The following is a 15,510-nucleotide window of genomic DNA, read 5'->3' as shown; positions in this document are numbered from 1 at the left end:
GGAACTCCCGATCCAGGCCCCGGCGATGGGCCTTCGGTTAAGAAAGTTTCCTAATAGTTCGCAGCAGACTAGCCGCCCAAACCGGACATCACCAGCCCTCGGGCGGTTCCAAAAACGACGAGGAGAGATCGCGGGTCAGCGACAGTGCGCGCTTGACCCAAGTGGACGTCGCACCGGCTAGACCGCACGTCGGAGTGGGCAGCGCCTTCTCGGCGAGGATCGAGCGCGGGAACCCCAGGCGGTCGACGAGCGTGAACGCCCGCTGCCCGACCTCCTTGAGCGTCACCGGAGTGCCGGGGTCGAGGCTCGGCACCAGCCCGAGCGCGAGCGTCGTGCCCGCCTCCCAGGTCTCGCCGATTTCGTCCAGCGCCTCTGCACCCTTGATCAGCGACACGTCGAACGCGATCGCCGTCGCGCCCGCCTCTCGCAGCAACGTCAACGGCGGGTGCGGCGCGCAGCAGTGCACCATCACCTCGTGGTCGCCCAACGCCTCGATGACCGTCGCAAGGACCGCACGGGCGTCCGGACCGGGCACCGCGGGCACGGTGCCGAGCTTGGACGGCGTCGGCAGCAGCCCTTGCAGCACAGCGGGCAGGCCGGGTTCGTCGAGCTGCACGACGACCTTCGCCTTGGTGCGCTTGGCGACCTCGGCAGCGTGCTGCCTGAGCCCCTCGGCAAGGGATTCGGAGAACTCCTTGACGGCCCCTCGGTCCGTGAGCACCCGATGGCCACGCATCAGTTCGATGTTCGACATGAGCGTCCACGGCCCGACGGCCTGCACCTTGACCGTGTCCGGCTGCGCGCCCGCCCGTTCCAACGCCTCGTCGAACGCGTCGAGGTCGCCGCGCAGGAGGTCGACGGCGCGGCGGTGGTCACGGCCGGGGCGCGGGTTCACGCGGTAACCGGAGGTGATGACCTCGATCGCGAGGTCCACGAGCAACCCGGCGGTGCGGCCGATCATGTCCGCGCCCACTCCCCGGCCAGGCAGCTCCGGGACGTGCGGCAGGTCCGGCAGCTCGCCGACGACGATCCTCGCCGCCTCGTCGATGTCGGTTCCGGGCAGCGATCCGATTCCAGTTGCTCCACGCACCCGCCGAATTGTTCCACTGTCCGGCGGACAGAAGAGGTCTAGACCCATTGACGCTATGGTCTAGGCCACTTACCGTGATTGAGCAGGCGCTGAACGTACGGGCGCCTCCCTGCACGTGGTGCAGGACCGCGACGCGCCCCGTGGTCCTGCACCACTCCCTTCCTCCCCTGCCGGAAGGACACACCCGATGGCCCGCTTTGCCGTTTTCGCCGCCGGGGCCGCCACCGCACTGGTGGCCGGACTCGTCGCCATCGCCCCCACCGCCTCGGCCGCCGGCGAGTCCGCCGCGTTCAGCCAGGACTCGTCCTGGGGCTCCGGCTACCAGGGCAAGTTCACGATCAGCGCCGGGTCGACCGCGCTGACGAGCTGGAAGCTGGAGTTCGACCTCCCTGGCGCGACGCTCGGTTCGTACTGGGACGCCACGGCGACCAGCAGCGGCAACCACCACACGTTCACCAACCGCGAGTACAACGGCAACGTCGGCGCGGGTGCGTCGACGAGCTTCGGCTTCCTGGTGAGCGGCTCCGCGTTGCCCACGAACTGCAAGCTCAACGGCGTTCCGTGCGGCGGTGGTGGCGGCACCACTACTACGACCACCACCACGACGACCACGACTGGCGGTCCGACCACCACCACGGGTTCCGATGTGCCGCCCACGCCCGGTAGCGCGCTCGTCGCCCCGTACATCGACATCACGATGCCGACGCCGTCACTCATGGACGTGGCCAACGCGACCGGCCAGAAGCACTTCACGCTGGCGTTCGCGCTCGGCTCGTCTTCAGGCTGCGACCCCGCATGGGGCGGCACGGTGCCGTTGAACGACAGCCGCATCGTGAACGACACCAAGGCGTTGAAGGCGGCGGGCGGCAGCGTCATCGTCGCGACGGGCGGCGCCATGGGCCCGTACCTCGAACACGTCTGCACGTCGGTTGACTCGCTGTACAACGCCTACGTGAAGGTGCTCGACGCCGTGGGCTCCAACAGCATCGACGTCGACGTGGAGGCCACGATCCCCCAGGCCACGGTCAACGCGGCGCTGAAGAGGCTCCAGGACACCCGCAAGACCACCGTCAGCTACACGATGCGCATCCAGGGCCAGGACTACGGCATGGACCCGTACTCGGTCGACGTGCTGAAGGACGCGGCCGCGAAGGGCGTCACCGTCCTCGTGAACCCGATGCTGATGAACTTCGGCTACACGGGCAACTGGGGCGACGCGATGGTCGCCGCCTCCAACGCCACCCTCGGGCAGATGCGCGCCATCTGGCCGACGAAGACCGACGCGCAGTTGAAGGCGTTGCTGGGTCTCACGCCGATGATCGGACGCAACGACACGGGTCCGACGACGACGCAGGACGACGCACGCAAGGTGCTCGCCTACGCGAAGACCAACCACGTCGGCCGTGTCGCGTTCTGGTCCGCCGGACGCGACAAGGGCTGCCCCGGCGGCGGCGTTTCGCCCACGTGCAGTGGCATCTCGCAGGCCAACTGGGAGTTCACGAACCTCTTCAAGACCTACACAGGCTGATCCGCCCTGCGAGTGAGGGCCGGTATGGGACTTTTGTCCCGTGCCGGCCCTCACTCGTTCAGAAGCAGCGGAGTCGACCATGTCGAAGTGGATCACTTACGGCCTCGCGCTGGCGTGCACCGCGTTGGCGTTGTTGGTGCCGTGGACGTACTACGGCGACACGGGGTTCGGGGTGACCCGCTTCCCCGGCTGGCCGATCTACCTCGTCGGCGCGTTGGTGTTGCACGCGTGCAGCTGGTGGCCCTCCGTCGCCGGCCGGGTCAGCGCAGCAGCAGGTGGCGCGGTCGCTCTGGTCACGGCCTTCGTGCTGATGCTCGGCTACGACGACGCGGGAGCGTTGTTCGACGGGCCGGTGATCCTGGTGGTGCCGGTGATGGGGTGGGGCGGATTCCTCGCCGTCGCGGGCGTGCTGGTGAACCTCGTGCTCGTCGGCTTTCGCAAGATGCCCGCCCGGCGGGAGTTCGCCGCCAACTGAGGGCTGAGCGAGGATGTCGGCAGTCCTCGACGTCTGGAGCGCGCTGTGAAGTACACCGTCTCGATCGAGATCGCCCTGCCGCGCGAGAAGGTGGTCCAGCTCATCTCCGACCCCGCCGTCATGCCGATGTGGTTGCGGGGCCTGGTCGTGCACGAACCGGTGAGCGGGGCGCACGGCGAGGTCGGCACCCGGTCGCGGGTCGTGCTGAAGACGGGACAGCAGGAGTTCGAGGCCACCGAGACCATCACCCGCCGCGAACCTCTTGACCTGCACGCGATTCCGGCGGGCAGCGTCGTGCACTTCGAGCGCGAGATCGTCGGCAAGGGCATGTGGAGCGCCAACCGCGACCGGTTCACCGAGGCCGGGCCGGAGACGACGCACTGGGAGCAGGAGAGCGAGTACAGGTTCAACGGCGTGCTGATGCGGCTGGTGGGGGCACTTATGCCCGGCTCGTTCCGCAAGCAGTCACTGGTGCACATGCAGGACTTCAAGGCGTTCGCGGAGCACGGCACGGACGTCCGGGACGCCTAGCCGAGCGAAGACCGTTGCGGGACCTCAAAGCCCCGCAACGGCCTTCTTCACTTCATCAAGGCGCTCAGCAGGAGCTGCAGCATCCGCAGCCCGGACCCGTGCACCCGCCGCAGCAAGAACAACCACCCATCGTGACCACCTCCGATGTTGAACGATCATGCATCCGGACAGTAAGGCGACACGAACGCTGCGTGACACCACCGCCAGGGTGATTACGCTGCCACGAATGAATGGTCCTGCTGAGATGTTGGCCGCCGACAAGGCCTCGACCGGGCTCGGCATAGCTCCGATCGAGCTGCGCGACGGCTACGCGCTGCTGCGGATGACGGTCGCGGAGAACATGATCAACGGCCACGGCATCGCGCACGGCGGCTACCTCTTCCTGCTCGCGGACACGGCGTTCGCGTGCGCCTGCAACAGGGCCGGGTCCGTCACCGTCGCCGCCACGGCCGAGATCGATTTCATCCGGCCCGTGCACGAGGGCGACGAGCTGGTGGCGGAGGCGGTGGAACGGACCCGGTTCGGCCGCAGCGGGATCTACGACATCACGCTCAGGCGTGGGACCGAGATCGTGGCTGAGTTCCGGGGACGGTCGCGGACCCTTCGCGCTTGAGCCCGATCGCCTGGAGAACGGCGAACCCGAGCACCGCGATTCCCTGAGCGAGTACGAGTGCGACGCCCATGTCGGTGAGCGGGAACCACTTCAGTTCGGCGGTGAGAACGCTGTCGAGCGCCCACACCGCGTTGCCGATGATGACGAGGAGAACGATTCGGCGGTCCGGGTTGGCGCGGGTTCCGAGAACGAACACGCCGATTCCGTAGACCACGCAGAAAGTGCCGAGTCCGATCTGCCAGCCCGCCGGCATTCCGACTTCCGGGCGGATCAGGAGCGTCAGCAGGCCGAGGGCGAAGGAAGCGACACCGTCGAGTTTCAAGGCGAATTTCAGCATGGCCCGACTGTGGCCGCCTCAACGCTGCCAAAACCACGTCAAGCGCTGCCAACTCCTGCCATCAGGTCCGCCGCGACCAGGCGTGCGGCGGCGTTCTGCCAGTTGTGCAGGGTTCGTTCGGGCACCTGGGTCACGAACCACTGCAACGCGCGGCGGTCTTCCGCGTCGAGGTCCTCGCGCTTGGTCCGCACCGAGTACGGCCGGATTCCCTTGACGTAGTAGAAGTAGACGGCGTTGTAGTAACGCCATTCGTCGCTGGTGCCGAAATCGCCGTCGGCCGGCTTGAGCCGTTGAATGCTCGCCAGCAGCATCGTTTTGAGTTGCGCGGCCCGGTCCAACGGCGGTCCGTCCTCGGTGAGCGCTATCAACGGGCTCGCGACGAGTTTCCCGAGATCGCCGTAGTGGCTGAGTGCTTTGCGGGTGAGTTTGGCGAACTCCGCCTCGTCCTCGGTGACGAGCGGGCGCCGCTTGGGCAGCGCCTCGACGGCTTCGCGGAGCTCGGCGCGTTCGGCGGCGACGGCGGGCACGGCGAGGCGGTCGACCACCGACGCCAGCGGGTTCGCGAGCACCTGGACGGCGATCGCCGCGGCCACAGTCGTGAAGACGAGCAGGTCCGGTCCGCCGAAGAGGAGCACCTGCGACCCGAACAGCAGCGCCGTGAAGCCGGAGATGACCAACGACCGCAGCATGTCCGCGCGGATCGCCTCGCCCTCCTCGACCGCGTCGGTGACGGCGACGAGCACCCCGAAGATCACGACGTCGATCCCGAGCGACGGCAACGTGATGGCGTCCGGCAGCAGACCCAGCAGGAAAGCGCCTGCCGAGAGCCCGAACATCACCCCAACGAGTGAAAAGTAAGCACGTTTTCTTATGGCTAGGACCGTGACTGTGGCCAAAGGAAGCAATACGACCCATGGGACGAAGAACGAGGCCACGAAGAACGGCACGATCGCCGCCAGCCACCACCTGATCAACTCGGGGCGGGCGAGCAACAGGATCGCACCCGTCCAGGCGAGTGCCGGCACCCCGATGACCACGGGATGTGGCATCACGACGGCCGCCGAATAGCCGATCATCCCGGCTCCCGCCCACCACAGCAGCGGCTTGCGGGGGTCGCGGGCGAGCAGGTAGAGACCCAGCCACCAGGCGAGGCCGGAGACCAGCAGCGATAGGCCGAACACGGGTCAAAGCTAGCCCTACCTGCAAAACTAATCTTCATGCCGGTAGAGCTGACGCTCCACAAAGCGGCCGAGGAGATGCGACGAGGCGACCTCGCCAGCGTGCTTCGCGCACGTCAACGCGTCGCCGGGCTCGTCGGCACCTACCCGCAACGGCTCGATCTGCGCGAACGTCTCGCCGACGTCTACCGAGTCCTCGGCCAGCCGGCCCAGGCAGGACGGTGGGCGTACCTCGCCGAAGACCGCGACCCGGCCGAGCTCGAGGCGTTCGAACGCGCCTACCGCCACGCCGAAGCCCGCCTGGTCGCTCTCTCCTGGCACGGCCGCGTGGACGAGGCCCCGACCGAGACGGCCCGCACCCGCCTCGCGGCCCTCTACTCCGAGGCGCGGCGGGAACTCCAGCACGAACTCGACGCCACCCCGAACGAGGAGACGTCCTGGGGCGCCTGCCTGATCGTGATGGCGGGCGGCACGTTCTTCCTGGTGTGTTTCCTGCTGGGCATCGTGACTCTGGTCCAGTTCTTGTGGAAGCTGGTGTCATGAGAACGCTGTCGCAGTACGTCCGCCGCACCCCGATCATGCGCGTCGCGGTGGACGGCCGCCCGCTCGTGCTCAAGCTGGAGCACCTGCAGCTCACCGGCTCCTTCAAGCTCCGCGGCGCGGTGAACACCCTGCTGGCGTTGAACGCCTCGGCCGTCGTCACCGCGTCGGGCGGCAACCACGGCATCGCCGTCGCGCAGGCCGCCCAACTCCTGGGCGCGCACGCCACCGTGTTCGTCCCGGTGACCGCGCCCGAGACGAAGACGCGGCGCATCGAAGCGTTGGGCGCCAAGCTGATCCGGCACGGCAACACCTACGCGGAAGCCGCCGCGACCGCCCGTGAGCTCGACCTGCCCTACATCGAGGCCTACAACGCGATGCCCGTGATCGAGGGCCAGTCCACGGTCACGCAGGAGATCGTCGAGGACGCCCCGGACGTGGACACGATCTTCGTGGCCGTCGGCGGAGGGGGCCTGGTGGCAGGCGCGGCGCTGGCGTCCGGCGGCCGTCACATCGTGGCCGTGGAACCCGAGAACTGCTGCGCGATGCACAACGCCCTGGAAGCCGGCGAGCCCGTCGACTCCGTGGTGAACTCGATCGCCGCCGACGCCCTCGGCGCCACCCGCGCCGGCTCGTTGTCGCTGGAAATCCTGCAGCGCAACAACGTCACCTCGAAGCTGGTCACCGACGAGGAGATCCTCGCGGCCCGGGACCGCCTCTGGGAGGAGTTCCGGATCGCGGTCGAACCGGCGGGCGCGGCGGCGTTCGCGTCGTTCCTCAGGGGCGACGTGACGACTGAGCTGCCCTGCGTGCTCCTGTGCGGAGCGAACTCGGAGTGGCGTCCCAGCTAGACCGGCGGAACCGGCGCGCACCGAGCCTGCGCAACGGCGACACCACCCACACCGGCATTTCGTCGCGCCGGGCCTGACCGTTCAGCTTCCGCCGCTCGGCAGGGCTGACGAAGCACCGAAACGCGGTGCGAGCCCGCGCGGCGAGGTCGAACTCCGTGTCAATGAACGTCACACCGCGAACGCTAGATCCGCTTCCCGTGCCCTACAAGCGATTTAGCGCCACGGTGATGATCGACCGGGACGTCGGGGTGAGCGGACCGCCGTGCCAGTCCCCGAACTGGTCCTGCACCGAGAACCCCGCCTCCCGCAGGAAGTCGTTCACCTCGCCGACTTCGAGGAACCGCAACGAGGCCCGGTCCACCCGCAGCACGGCGCCGTCCCGCGAGGTCGACTCGGTGAACGTGACCACCCCGTCCGCGACCGACTCGACGGCGTAGCTCACCACGAGATCGTCGACCGCGATCTCCGCCTCCGGCCACCGCTCCCACTCGCGAGCAGCGGGATACCGGGTGTCGAAGGCGAACCGGCCACCCGGCCGCAACGTGCGCCGGATCGCGGTCAGCGACGCCCTGAGGTCGTCGTCTGTCACCAGGCACTGGAACGCGTTGCTGGACATGACGGCCAGGTCGAACTCCGACACCCAGCGCGCCGCGTCCGCCTTGCCGTGCGTTCCCGTGCTGACCTCACCAACTGCCCGGTGCCGCAGCCGACGTCCAGCACCGCGCTCGCCTCGTCGACCAGCCGGTCGTAGAACGCAGCGTCCGGCCCGTTCCAAGGGCTCAACCGGTCGTACAGGGCCGCGCTGTCGGCGTCGGTGAACGTCACACGCTCGTCGCGTCGATCGTCGCGCTGGCCAGCACGATGTCGCCCGCCGCGTCCTCGCGGTAGATCGCCACGGCCTGACCGGGAGCAACACCCTTCAACGGCTCGCGCAGCTGCACCCGCAACACACCGTCGACGAGTTCGGCGACGGCCGGAGCCGTGCCCCCGTGCGCCCGCACCTGCGCCACGCACTCGACCGGCCCGTCCAGCTCCACGTGCGCCACCGGGGCGGAAGCCGAAATCCCCGTCACCGCGAGCTTTTCGACCGAGCCGACGCGCACGTTGCCGGACACCGGCTCCAGCGCCAGCACGTACCGCGGCCGGCCGTCGGCAGCGGGGCCGTCGATGCCGAGACCCTTGCGCTGGCCCACGGTGAACTCGTGCACGCCCGCGTGCCGGCCCAGCACGGCGCCGGTCGCGTCGTCGATCAGCAGGCCCGGCTTGGTGTCCATGCGGCCCGCCAGGAACTTCTGCGTGTCGCCGTCCGGGATGAAGCAGATGTCGTGGCTGTCGGGCTTCTTCGCGACGGACAGGCCGCGCGACTCCGCCTCGACGCGCACGTCGTCCTTCGTCGTGTCCCCCAACGGGAACATCGCGTGCGAGAGCTGCTCGGCCGTCAACGACGCGAGGACGTAGGACTGGTCCTTGCCCAGGTCGGCGGAGCGGCGCAGTTCGGGGCGGCCGTCGATCAGCTCGAGGCGCGCGTAGTGGCCGGTGCAGACGGCGTCGAAACCGAGGGCGATCGCCTTGTCCAGCAACGCCTCGAACTTGATGCGCTCGTTGCAGCGCAGGCACGGGTTCGGGGTGCGGCCGGCGGCGTACTCGGCGACGAAGTCCTCGACGACCTCTTCGGTGAAGCGCTCGGCGAAGTCCCAGACGTAGAACGGGATGCCCATCAGGTCCGCGGCGCGACGGGCGTCGTGCGCGTCCTCGATGGTGCAACAGCCGCGCGCACCGGTCCGCAACGTGCCGGGCTTGGCCGACAGAGCGAGGTGGACGCCCGTGACGTCGTGTCCCGCTTCGACGGCGCGCGCCGCCGCCACCGCGGAATCGACACCACCGCTCATCGCCGCGAGGACCTTCACTGCTTGACCACCTTCCGGGAACGCCTCATACCTGCCAGACCCGCCGTGCGGGCCCTCTCCACCACCGGTCCGATGACCGACACGAGTTTCTCAACGTCCGCCCGCGTCGACGTATGCCCGAGCGAGAACCTCAACGAGCCACGCGCCAGCGACGGTTCGACGCCCATCGCCAGGAGCACGTGCGACGGTTGCGCGACGCCGGCCGTGCAGGCGGAGCCCGTCGAGCACTCGACACCGCGTGCGTCGAGCAGCATCAGCAGGCTGTCGCCCTCGCAGCCGGGGAACGTCAGATGCGCGTTGCCGGGCAGGCGGTCGGACGGGTCGCCGTTCACGATCACGTCCGGCACGATCGCCCGCACCGACGTGATCAGCTCGTCGCGCAACGCGGCGATCTCCACCGCACGCGAAGCCTGTTCCTCCACGGAGATCCGGACCGCGCGCGCCAGGCCGACGATCGACGGCACGTCCAACGTCCCGGAGCGCACGTCGCGTTCCTGACCGCCGCCGTGCATCAACGGCGTGGCCTTCACGTCGCGAGCGAGCAGCAGCACGCCCACGCCGTAGGGGCCGCCGACCTTGTGGCCCGTCATCGTCAGCGCCGAAGCACCGGACTCGGCGAACGACACCGGGACGGCGCCCACGGCCTGCACCGCGTCCGTGTGGAACGGCACGCCGCGTTCGGCGCACACGGCCGCGATGTCGTGCACGGGGTTGATGGTGCCGACCTCGTTGTTCGCCCACATCGTGGTAACGAGCGCGACGTCGTCGTCCAGGGCGTCCGCGACCGACGACGCGGACACGCGCCCGAACCGGTCGGTGGGCAACCAGGTGACCTCGGCGCCCTGCTGCTCCAGCCACTCGACGGCGTCCAGCACGGCGTGGTGCTCGACGGCGGAGGCCAGCACGCGACGACGGCCGCTCGCCCAGTAGATGCCCTTGACCGCGAGGTTGTCGCTCTCCGTGCCGCCGCCGGTGAAGAGCACCTCGGACGGCCGGGCGCCCAGGGCGTCGGCGATGTTCTCGCGGGCCTCCTCGACCGCCCGGCGGGCCCGCCTGCCGGAGGTGTGCAGCGACGAGGCGTTGCCCGTGGTGGACAACGCCTCGGTCATGGCCGCGACCGCCTGCGGGTGCATGGGGGTCGTGGCCGCGTGGTCGAGATAAGCCATCAGGTCTTCAGGGTAGCCCGCATGCGGGGCCCGGTCAGAATCGCTCCCACCACCGCCAACGCCGCCATGGCCAGGTTGAGCACCACCACGCCCGCGGTCGGTGCCGTCGCCACCACGAGCACGCCGCCGAGTCCGATCATGGTCGCCGAGAAGAGCATGTCCGAGATCTGCAGCGCGGCGGAGTTGAAACCCCGGTCGGCCTCGGGCGATGCGGCCATCATCAGCACGCCGACGCTCGACGTCGCCATGCCCATGCCCGCGCCCGCGACGGCCCAGAGCACCGGCGTGAGGATCGCAGGCCCCCAAGTGGGTGCGATGAGCGTCACGGCCGCGATGCCGGTCGCGGTGAACAGGAATCCGACGCGGACGAGCGTGTAGCGCTCGATCTCGGGGTGCCGCGACGCCCACATCGACGCGCTCGCCCAGCCGAGCGCGCTCAGGGTGAGCGGGATGCCCGCCTCCAGCGGCGAGTAGCCGTGCACGACGGTCAGCGTCAGCGGGATGAAGCCCTCGACGGCGAAGAACGTGCCCGCGAGCAGGCCGCGCGCGAGGATCGTGACGGGCAGGCCGCGCCGGGCGAGCAACGTGCCCTTCGGCAGCAGGATGCGCAATGCGGGTGCCAGCAGCAGCAACGACGCCGCGAGCATCCACCACGTGCGGTGCTGCAACGACCAACTCAGACCCGCCACGCCCAGACCGACGGCCACGGCCGCGAGGGGCAGGTGCTTGCGCTGCGGTGGCGTCTCGGCGTGCGGTGGCAGCTTCCTGAGAATGGGCACGAGCAGCACGCTGCCGATGAGCACCAACGGCACGATGGCGAGGAACACCAGCCGCCACGTGAACTGCTCGGTCGCCCAGCCCGCGACAGCCGGTCCCACCAGCGACGGCACCACCCAGGCCGCGGACAGCGCGCCGAACACCGCGGGCCGGTCGGCCTCCGGGTAGACCAGCGCGATCAGCACGTAGACCGCGACGATGAGGAACCCGGCGCCGAACCCCTGGAGCACCCGTCCGGCGAGCAGCACCGTCATGTCCTGGGCGACCCCCGCGACGACCAGCCCGGCGAGGAACAGCCCGACGCCGATCAGGATCGCGGGCCGCGGCCCCTTGCGGTCGGACAGACGACCGGAGAAGACCGTCGCCATGACGCTCGCTGCGAGGTTCGCGAGGAACGGCCACGCGTACAGCGCCTCGCCCTGCAACTCGCGGACCATCGTGGGCATCGCCGTGCCGACCCCCATCGCCTCGAAGGCGAGCAGGGTGACCAGCAGGAGGATGCCCGTCGTGGGCCAGCGGCGTTCAGGCGACCAGAGGCGTGATGGTGCGGGCGCGGTGAGAGTCACCTGTAGATGGTGCAATCTCCAGTTCGGTCGAGGTCAAGCGGTTTGATTGCTCTTCGGCAAGTTTCGCCAGTTCGCGACGCGTGGCGGCACGACCGGGAGCGATCTCGTCCAGCACGTGGACCTCGACGACCAGATCGCGGACCTTCAGCACGCGCCGGATCGAGTCGACCAGGGTGTCGCTGCCGATGAACGCGGGCTGCGTCGTGAGGTGGTCGCCGATCCGGTAGCGCAGCACGATCGGGCGCACCGGCACACCGGCGTCGAGCGCGGCCTGGAACAGCGCGGGCTTGTAGTGGCCGGACGCGAGCCCGCACCACGTGGTGCCCTCGGCGTGGATGCCGACCGCGCTGCCGCCGCGCAACGTGTCCGCGAGCTCGTCGACGGTCCGCGGCAGTTCGCGCAGCTTCTCGCGGTCGAGGTAGACCGTGCCGGCCGCGGTGATGATCGGACCGAGCACCGGCCAGCTCTTGATGTCCTTCTTGGCCACGAGCTTGATCGGCTGCACCGAGTCGATCGCGAGCTCGTCGAGCCACGACACGTGGTTGCTCGCGACCAGCACACCACGCTTCGGCACCTCCTGGAACCTCCGCGCGCCGTGCACCTCGAGCCGCACCCCGAACGCCCGCAGCACGGCGTGGAACCACAGCCGCACCACGCTCTCGCGCTGCTTGCTGGGCAGCAGCAACGCGAGCGCGATCCACACACCGCACAGGATCGCGGTGACGGCCGTGACCGCGCGCCAGGTCTGCCGGAACTTCCCGACCTCCCCCGGCGCGTGGCCGACACACCCGTCACCACACGGCGACGCGGGCATCCAGGCGTGGCTCATGACGTCTCCCCCAGGAAGAACTTCAGATAGCGCTGGTCCACGTGGTCCATGCCGAGCAGGATGAAGAGGTCGGCGACGCCGAAGTCCGCGTCGAGCGCAGGCCGTCCGCAGATCTTCGCGCCGAGCCGCAGGTAGCCCTTGAGCAGCGGCGGCAGCACCGTCTTCTCGGGCCGCGCGATCGCGTCGACGTCCCACGGGGTGTGTGGCGTGACCCGGAACTCCTCGGGCGCGTAGTGCTTGGCGTGCACCGCGTCCCACACCCCGGCGGCGAAGCTTCCCCCGTCCTGCAACGGGATCGAGGCGCACCCGACGAGCCACTTGTGGCCGCTCAACAGCATGTAGCGCGCGATCCCGGCCCACACGAGGCTGACGACGGCACCGTTGCGGTGGTCGGGGTGCACGCACGAGCGGCCGGTCTCGACCGTGGAGCTGCGGATGGCGTCCAGGTTGGCGAGGTCGAACTCACCGTCGCTGTAGAGCCGACCGGCGTCCTTGGCCCGCTCCGGCGGCAGCATCCGGTAGCCGCCGACGATCTCGCCGGTGCGGTCGTCGCGGACCACCAGGTGGTCGCAGTGCTCGTCGAACTCGTCGACGTCGTGGCCGGGCACGCTGGTGTGCAGCGTCGCCCCCATCTCACCGGCGAACACCTCGTAGCGCAGTCTCTGCGCGGCGACGACCTCGTCGCTGTCACGGGCGACGAGGAGGGAGTAGCGGGGGCCGTCCCCGTCCTGCTGGACAGGGGTGCTGACAAGCAGTTCCGGCTGCGTCATGCGAACCAGGGTGAAGCCGGGTTGGCGAATGACAGCAGGTCAGAACGATGTCCGGTCAGTGGCAGTCGGGTTAACCCCGGGTAGTCGGTGCCGCGGCCGGGGTGATATGGGGCGATTCCGGTTGCGAGACGGTCACAAGTGCCTCGTTCCGGGCTGTTTCAGCACATCATGCGCCGCTCAGTTCGCTGAGCGTCAGTCGCCGGTTCTCGCCGATGAGGTGGAACTCGGCCTCGCCCGGCACGCCGACGTTCACGAACCCCTCCGCGAGCGTCCGCAGGACCGCGGGGAAGTCGACCTCGCCCCAGATCCCGATGTCGAGGTTGCCGCCGGTCTGCCCGAGTCCCGACCCGGTCACCTCGCCGGCGTCGCCCAGCACGCTCTCGACGACCTCCTCCAGCTCGTCGAGGGCGAAGTCGGTGTCCGGGGTCTCCTTGAAGTACAGGTAGACCTCCTTCGTCCCGCCGGGCTCGATCGCGAGGTCGCCGCCGAGGGTGTTCAAGTCGCTCATGGAAACTCCCCCGGGAAATGGCGAACGGCCGCCCCCATCGAGGTGGGACGGCCGTTCGGTCCGTGAGCTGGAGACTAACTCAGCCCTTGCGCTTCTTGACCTCTTCGGTCAGCTGCGGGGCGACGTTGAACAGGTCGCCCACCACGCCGAAGTCGGCGATCTCGAAGATCGGGGCCTCGGGGTCCTTGTTGACCGCGACGATCGTCTTCGAGGTCTGCATGCCCGCGCGGTGCTGGATCGCACCGGAGATGCCCAGCGCCACGTACAGCTGCGGCGAGACCGTCTTGCCGGTCTGACCCACCTGGAACTGGTGCGGGTAGTAGCCGGAGTCGACGGCGGCGCGCGAGGCACCGACGGCGGCGCCGAGCGAGTCGGCGAGCTCCTCGACCGTCGAGAACTTCTCGGCCGAGCCGACGCCACGACCACCGGAGACGACGACCGAGGCCTCGGTCAGTTCCGGACGGTCGCCGCCGACGACGGCCTCACGCGAGGTGACCTTCGCGGACTTGGCGGCGTCCACGGAGATGGAGACCGACTCGTCCAGCACGGCGTCCGCGGCGGACTCCTCGGACTCCACGCCGCCGGGGCGGACGGTGATGACCGGGGTGCCCTTGCTGACCTTCGCCTTGACGACGAACGCACCACCGAAGATGGACTGCACGCCGGTGCCGTCGGCCTCGACGTCCACGACGTCGACGAGCCAGCCGGAGTCGATGCGCACGGCGAGCCGGCCCGCGACCTCCTTGCCCTCGATCGTCGCGGAGACGAGCACCGCGGACGCGTTCGGGGCGAGGGCGGCGAGAGCGTCGACCTTCGGCGTCACCAGGAAGGCGGCGGCGTCGTCGGACTCGACGGCGTAGACCTTCGCGGCGCCGTACTTGCCGAGCGACTCGCGGATCTTCGCCGCGGTGCCGGGGGCGCCGACGACGACAGCGGACGGGGTGCCCAGCCGACGGGCGGCCGTGAGCAGCTCGTAGCTGACCTTCTTGACCTCGCCGTCGACGTGGTCGACCAGAACCAGTACCTCAGACATGTCTTGCCCTCCCTCAGATGAGCTTCTGGCCGACGAGGAACTCGGCGATCCTGGCGCCGCCGTCGCCACCGTCCTCGACGCGCTGACCCGCGCTGCGCGGCGGCTTCGGGGAAGCCTCCTGCACCTGGGTGTACGCGCCGGACAGGCCGACCTCGGACGCATCGATGCCCAGGTCCGCCACGGTGAGCGTGGAGACGGGCTTCTTCTTCGCGGCCATGATGCCCTTGAAGGACGGGTACCGCGGCTCGTTGATCTTCTCCGTCACGGAGACGACGGCCGGGAGCGAGGCCTCGAGGAACGCGACGCCCTCGTCGGTCTCGCGCTCGCCCTTGATCGTCGTGCCCTCGACGGTGACCTTGCGCAGCTGGGTGACCTGCGGCAGGCCGAGCAGCTCGGCGAGGATGGCCGGGACAGCGCCCGCGCGGCCGTCGGTCGCCTCGTTGCCCGCGACGACCAGGTCGACGTTCTCGACCGTGCCGATCGCCTTCGCGAGGACCTTCGCCGTCGCCAGCACGTCCGAACCGTGCAACGCCTCGTCGCTGACGTGGATCGCCTTGTCGGCACCCATCGACAGCGCCTTGCGAATGGCGTCGGTGGCGCGGTCGGGACCCATCGCGATCACGGTGACCTCGCCGCCGTGGGCTTCCTTCAGCTGAAGGGCCTCTTCGACGGCGCGCTCGTTGATCTCGTCGAGCACGGCGTCCGCGGACTCGCGGTCAAGGGTGTGGTCGGCGTCGGTGAGCTTGCGCTCGGACCAGGTGTCAGGCACCTGCTTGACCAGGACAACAATGTTCATAGGTCCTCTTCGACC

At 69.3% G+C, this 15,510-nt stretch carries 18 protein-coding genes; 6 read left to right on the top strand and 12 right to left on the bottom strand.

Going from position 1 to position 15,510, the window contains the following annotated elements:
• Nucleotides 1-88: 88 nt before the first annotated feature.
• Nucleotides 89-1,138, bottom strand: a complete 1,050-nt coding sequence (locus tag JNUCC0626_RS41215) for a methionine synthase (RefSeq protein ID WP_394616070.1) — start codon at nt 1,136-1,138, stop codon at nt 89-91.
• Between the two features lie 139 nt (nt 1,139-1,277).
• Between JNUCC0626_RS41215 and JNUCC0626_RS41210 the strand changes: the two genes are divergently transcribed.
• The 4 genes from JNUCC0626_RS41210 (at nt 1,278) to paaI (ending at nt 4,237) form a co-directional block, all read left to right on the top strand.
• Nucleotides 1,278-2,618: a glycoside hydrolase family 18 protein gene (locus JNUCC0626_RS41210; protein ID WP_394616069.1), complete on the top strand. Its 1,341-nt coding sequence runs from the start codon at nt 1,278-1,280 to the stop codon at nt 2,616-2,618.
• A 79-nt stretch (nt 2,619-2,697) separates the two neighbouring features.
• Nucleotides 2,698-3,093, top strand: a complete 396-nt coding sequence (locus tag JNUCC0626_RS41205; protein WP_394616068.1) for a hypothetical protein — start codon at nt 2,698-2,700, stop codon at nt 3,091-3,093.
• A 45-nt stretch (nt 3,094-3,138) separates the two neighbouring features.
• A complete protein-coding gene (locus tag JNUCC0626_RS41200) occupies nt 3,139-3,624 on the top strand; it encodes an SRPBCC family protein (protein ID WP_394616067.1) in 486 nt (161 codons plus the stop codon).
• Nucleotides 3,625-3,850: 226 nt separating this feature from the next.
• Nucleotides 3,851-4,237 carry a hydroxyphenylacetyl-CoA thioesterase PaaI gene (gene paaI / locus JNUCC0626_RS41195; RefSeq protein WP_394616066.1) on the top strand — a complete coding sequence of 129 codons (387 nt, stop codon included), beginning with the start codon at nt 3,851-3,853 and terminating at the stop codon, nt 4,235-4,237.
• Here paaI and JNUCC0626_RS41190 read toward each other — a convergent pair.
• Nucleotides 4,176-4,574, bottom strand: a complete 399-nt coding sequence (locus JNUCC0626_RS41190; RefSeq protein WP_394616065.1) for a hypothetical protein — start codon at nt 4,572-4,574, stop codon at nt 4,176-4,178. The two genes, paaI and JNUCC0626_RS41190, sit on opposite strands and share 62 nt — an antisense overlap.
• A 38-nt stretch (nt 4,575-4,612) precedes the next feature.
• On the bottom strand, nt 4,613-5,755 hold the full coding sequence (locus JNUCC0626_RS41185) for a hypothetical protein (RefSeq protein ID WP_394616064.1): 1,143 nt from the start codon (nt 5,753-5,755) through the stop codon (nt 4,613-4,615).
• Between the two features lie 36 nt (nt 5,756-5,791).
• Between JNUCC0626_RS41185 and JNUCC0626_RS41180 the strand changes: the two genes are divergently transcribed.
• Nucleotides 5,792-6,295 (top strand): DUF6584 family protein, encoded by a 504-nt coding sequence (locus JNUCC0626_RS41180; RefSeq protein ID WP_394616063.1) that lies wholly within the window; start codon nt 5,792-5,794, stop codon nt 6,293-6,295.
• Nucleotides 6,292-7,143, top strand: coding sequence for a serine/threonine dehydratase (locus tag JNUCC0626_RS41175; RefSeq protein WP_394616062.1), 852 nt, complete (start codon nt 6,292-6,294; stop codon nt 7,141-7,143). Before JNUCC0626_RS41180 ends, JNUCC0626_RS41175 begins: the two co-directional genes overlap by 4 nt.
• Before the next feature lie 202 nt (nt 7,144-7,345).
• Here the strand turns inward: JNUCC0626_RS41175 and JNUCC0626_RS41170 are convergent, their stop codons facing one another.
• The 9 genes from JNUCC0626_RS41170 to JNUCC0626_RS41130 all read right to left on the bottom strand — a co-directional run bounded on the left by JNUCC0626_RS41170 (nt 7,346) and on the right by JNUCC0626_RS41130 (nt 15,495).
• Nucleotides 7,346-7,783: a hypothetical protein gene (locus tag JNUCC0626_RS41170; protein ID WP_394616061.1), complete on the bottom strand. Its 438-nt coding sequence runs from the start codon at nt 7,781-7,783 to the stop codon at nt 7,346-7,348.
• Nucleotides 7,784-7,964: 181 nt separating this feature from the next.
• Complete coding sequence (mnmA, locus tag JNUCC0626_RS41165) at nt 7,965-9,050, bottom strand: tRNA 2-thiouridine(34) synthase MnmA (RefSeq protein ID WP_394616060.1); 1,086 nt, start codon at nt 9,048-9,050, stop codon at nt 7,965-7,967.
• Nucleotides 9,047-10,216 (bottom strand): cysteine desulfurase family protein, encoded by a 1,170-nt coding sequence (locus JNUCC0626_RS41160; protein ID WP_394616059.1) that lies wholly within the window; start codon nt 10,214-10,216, stop codon nt 9,047-9,049. Before JNUCC0626_RS41160 ends, mnmA begins: the two co-directional genes overlap by 4 nt.
• Nucleotides 10,216-11,559 carry an MFS transporter gene (locus JNUCC0626_RS41155; protein WP_394616058.1) on the bottom strand — a complete coding sequence of 448 codons (1,344 nt, stop codon included), beginning with the start codon at nt 11,557-11,559 and terminating at the stop codon, nt 10,216-10,218. Before JNUCC0626_RS41155 ends, JNUCC0626_RS41160 begins: the two co-directional genes overlap by 1 nt.
• On the bottom strand, nt 11,516-12,388 hold the full coding sequence (locus JNUCC0626_RS41150) for a lysophospholipid acyltransferase family protein (RefSeq protein WP_394616057.1): 873 nt from the start codon (nt 12,386-12,388) through the stop codon (nt 11,516-11,518). The genes JNUCC0626_RS41155 and JNUCC0626_RS41150 overlap by 44 nt, the downstream gene beginning before the upstream one ends.
• Nucleotides 12,385-13,158: a GNAT family N-acetyltransferase gene (locus JNUCC0626_RS41145; protein WP_394616056.1), complete on the bottom strand. Its 774-nt coding sequence runs from the start codon at nt 13,156-13,158 to the stop codon at nt 12,385-12,387. Before JNUCC0626_RS41145 ends, JNUCC0626_RS41150 begins: the two co-directional genes overlap by 4 nt.
• A 166-nt stretch (nt 13,159-13,324) precedes the next feature.
• A complete protein-coding gene (locus JNUCC0626_RS41140) occupies nt 13,325-13,666 on the bottom strand; it encodes a hypothetical protein (protein ID WP_394616055.1) in 342 nt (113 codons plus the stop codon).
• Nucleotides 13,667-13,745: 79 nt separating this feature from the next.
• Nucleotides 13,746-14,699, bottom strand: coding sequence for an electron transfer flavoprotein subunit alpha/FixB family protein (locus JNUCC0626_RS41135; protein WP_394616054.1), 954 nt, complete (start codon nt 14,697-14,699; stop codon nt 13,746-13,748).
• 13 nt (nt 14,700-14,712) lie between these two features.
• Entirely contained in the window at nt 14,713-15,495 is a 783-nt protein-coding gene (locus tag JNUCC0626_RS41130) for an electron transfer flavoprotein subunit beta/FixA family protein (protein ID WP_394616053.1), read from the bottom strand.
• Nucleotides 15,496-15,510: the final 15 nt, after the last annotated feature.

The sequence above is a fragment of the Lentzea sp. JNUCC 0626 genome, assembly GCF_043632865.1.
Classification (GTDB): domain Bacteria; phylum Actinomycetota; class Actinomycetes; order Mycobacteriales; family Pseudonocardiaceae; genus Lentzea.
The sequence above is the reverse complement of the archived record's forward strand: the minus strand, read 5'-3'. Positions and strand labels throughout refer to the sequence as shown.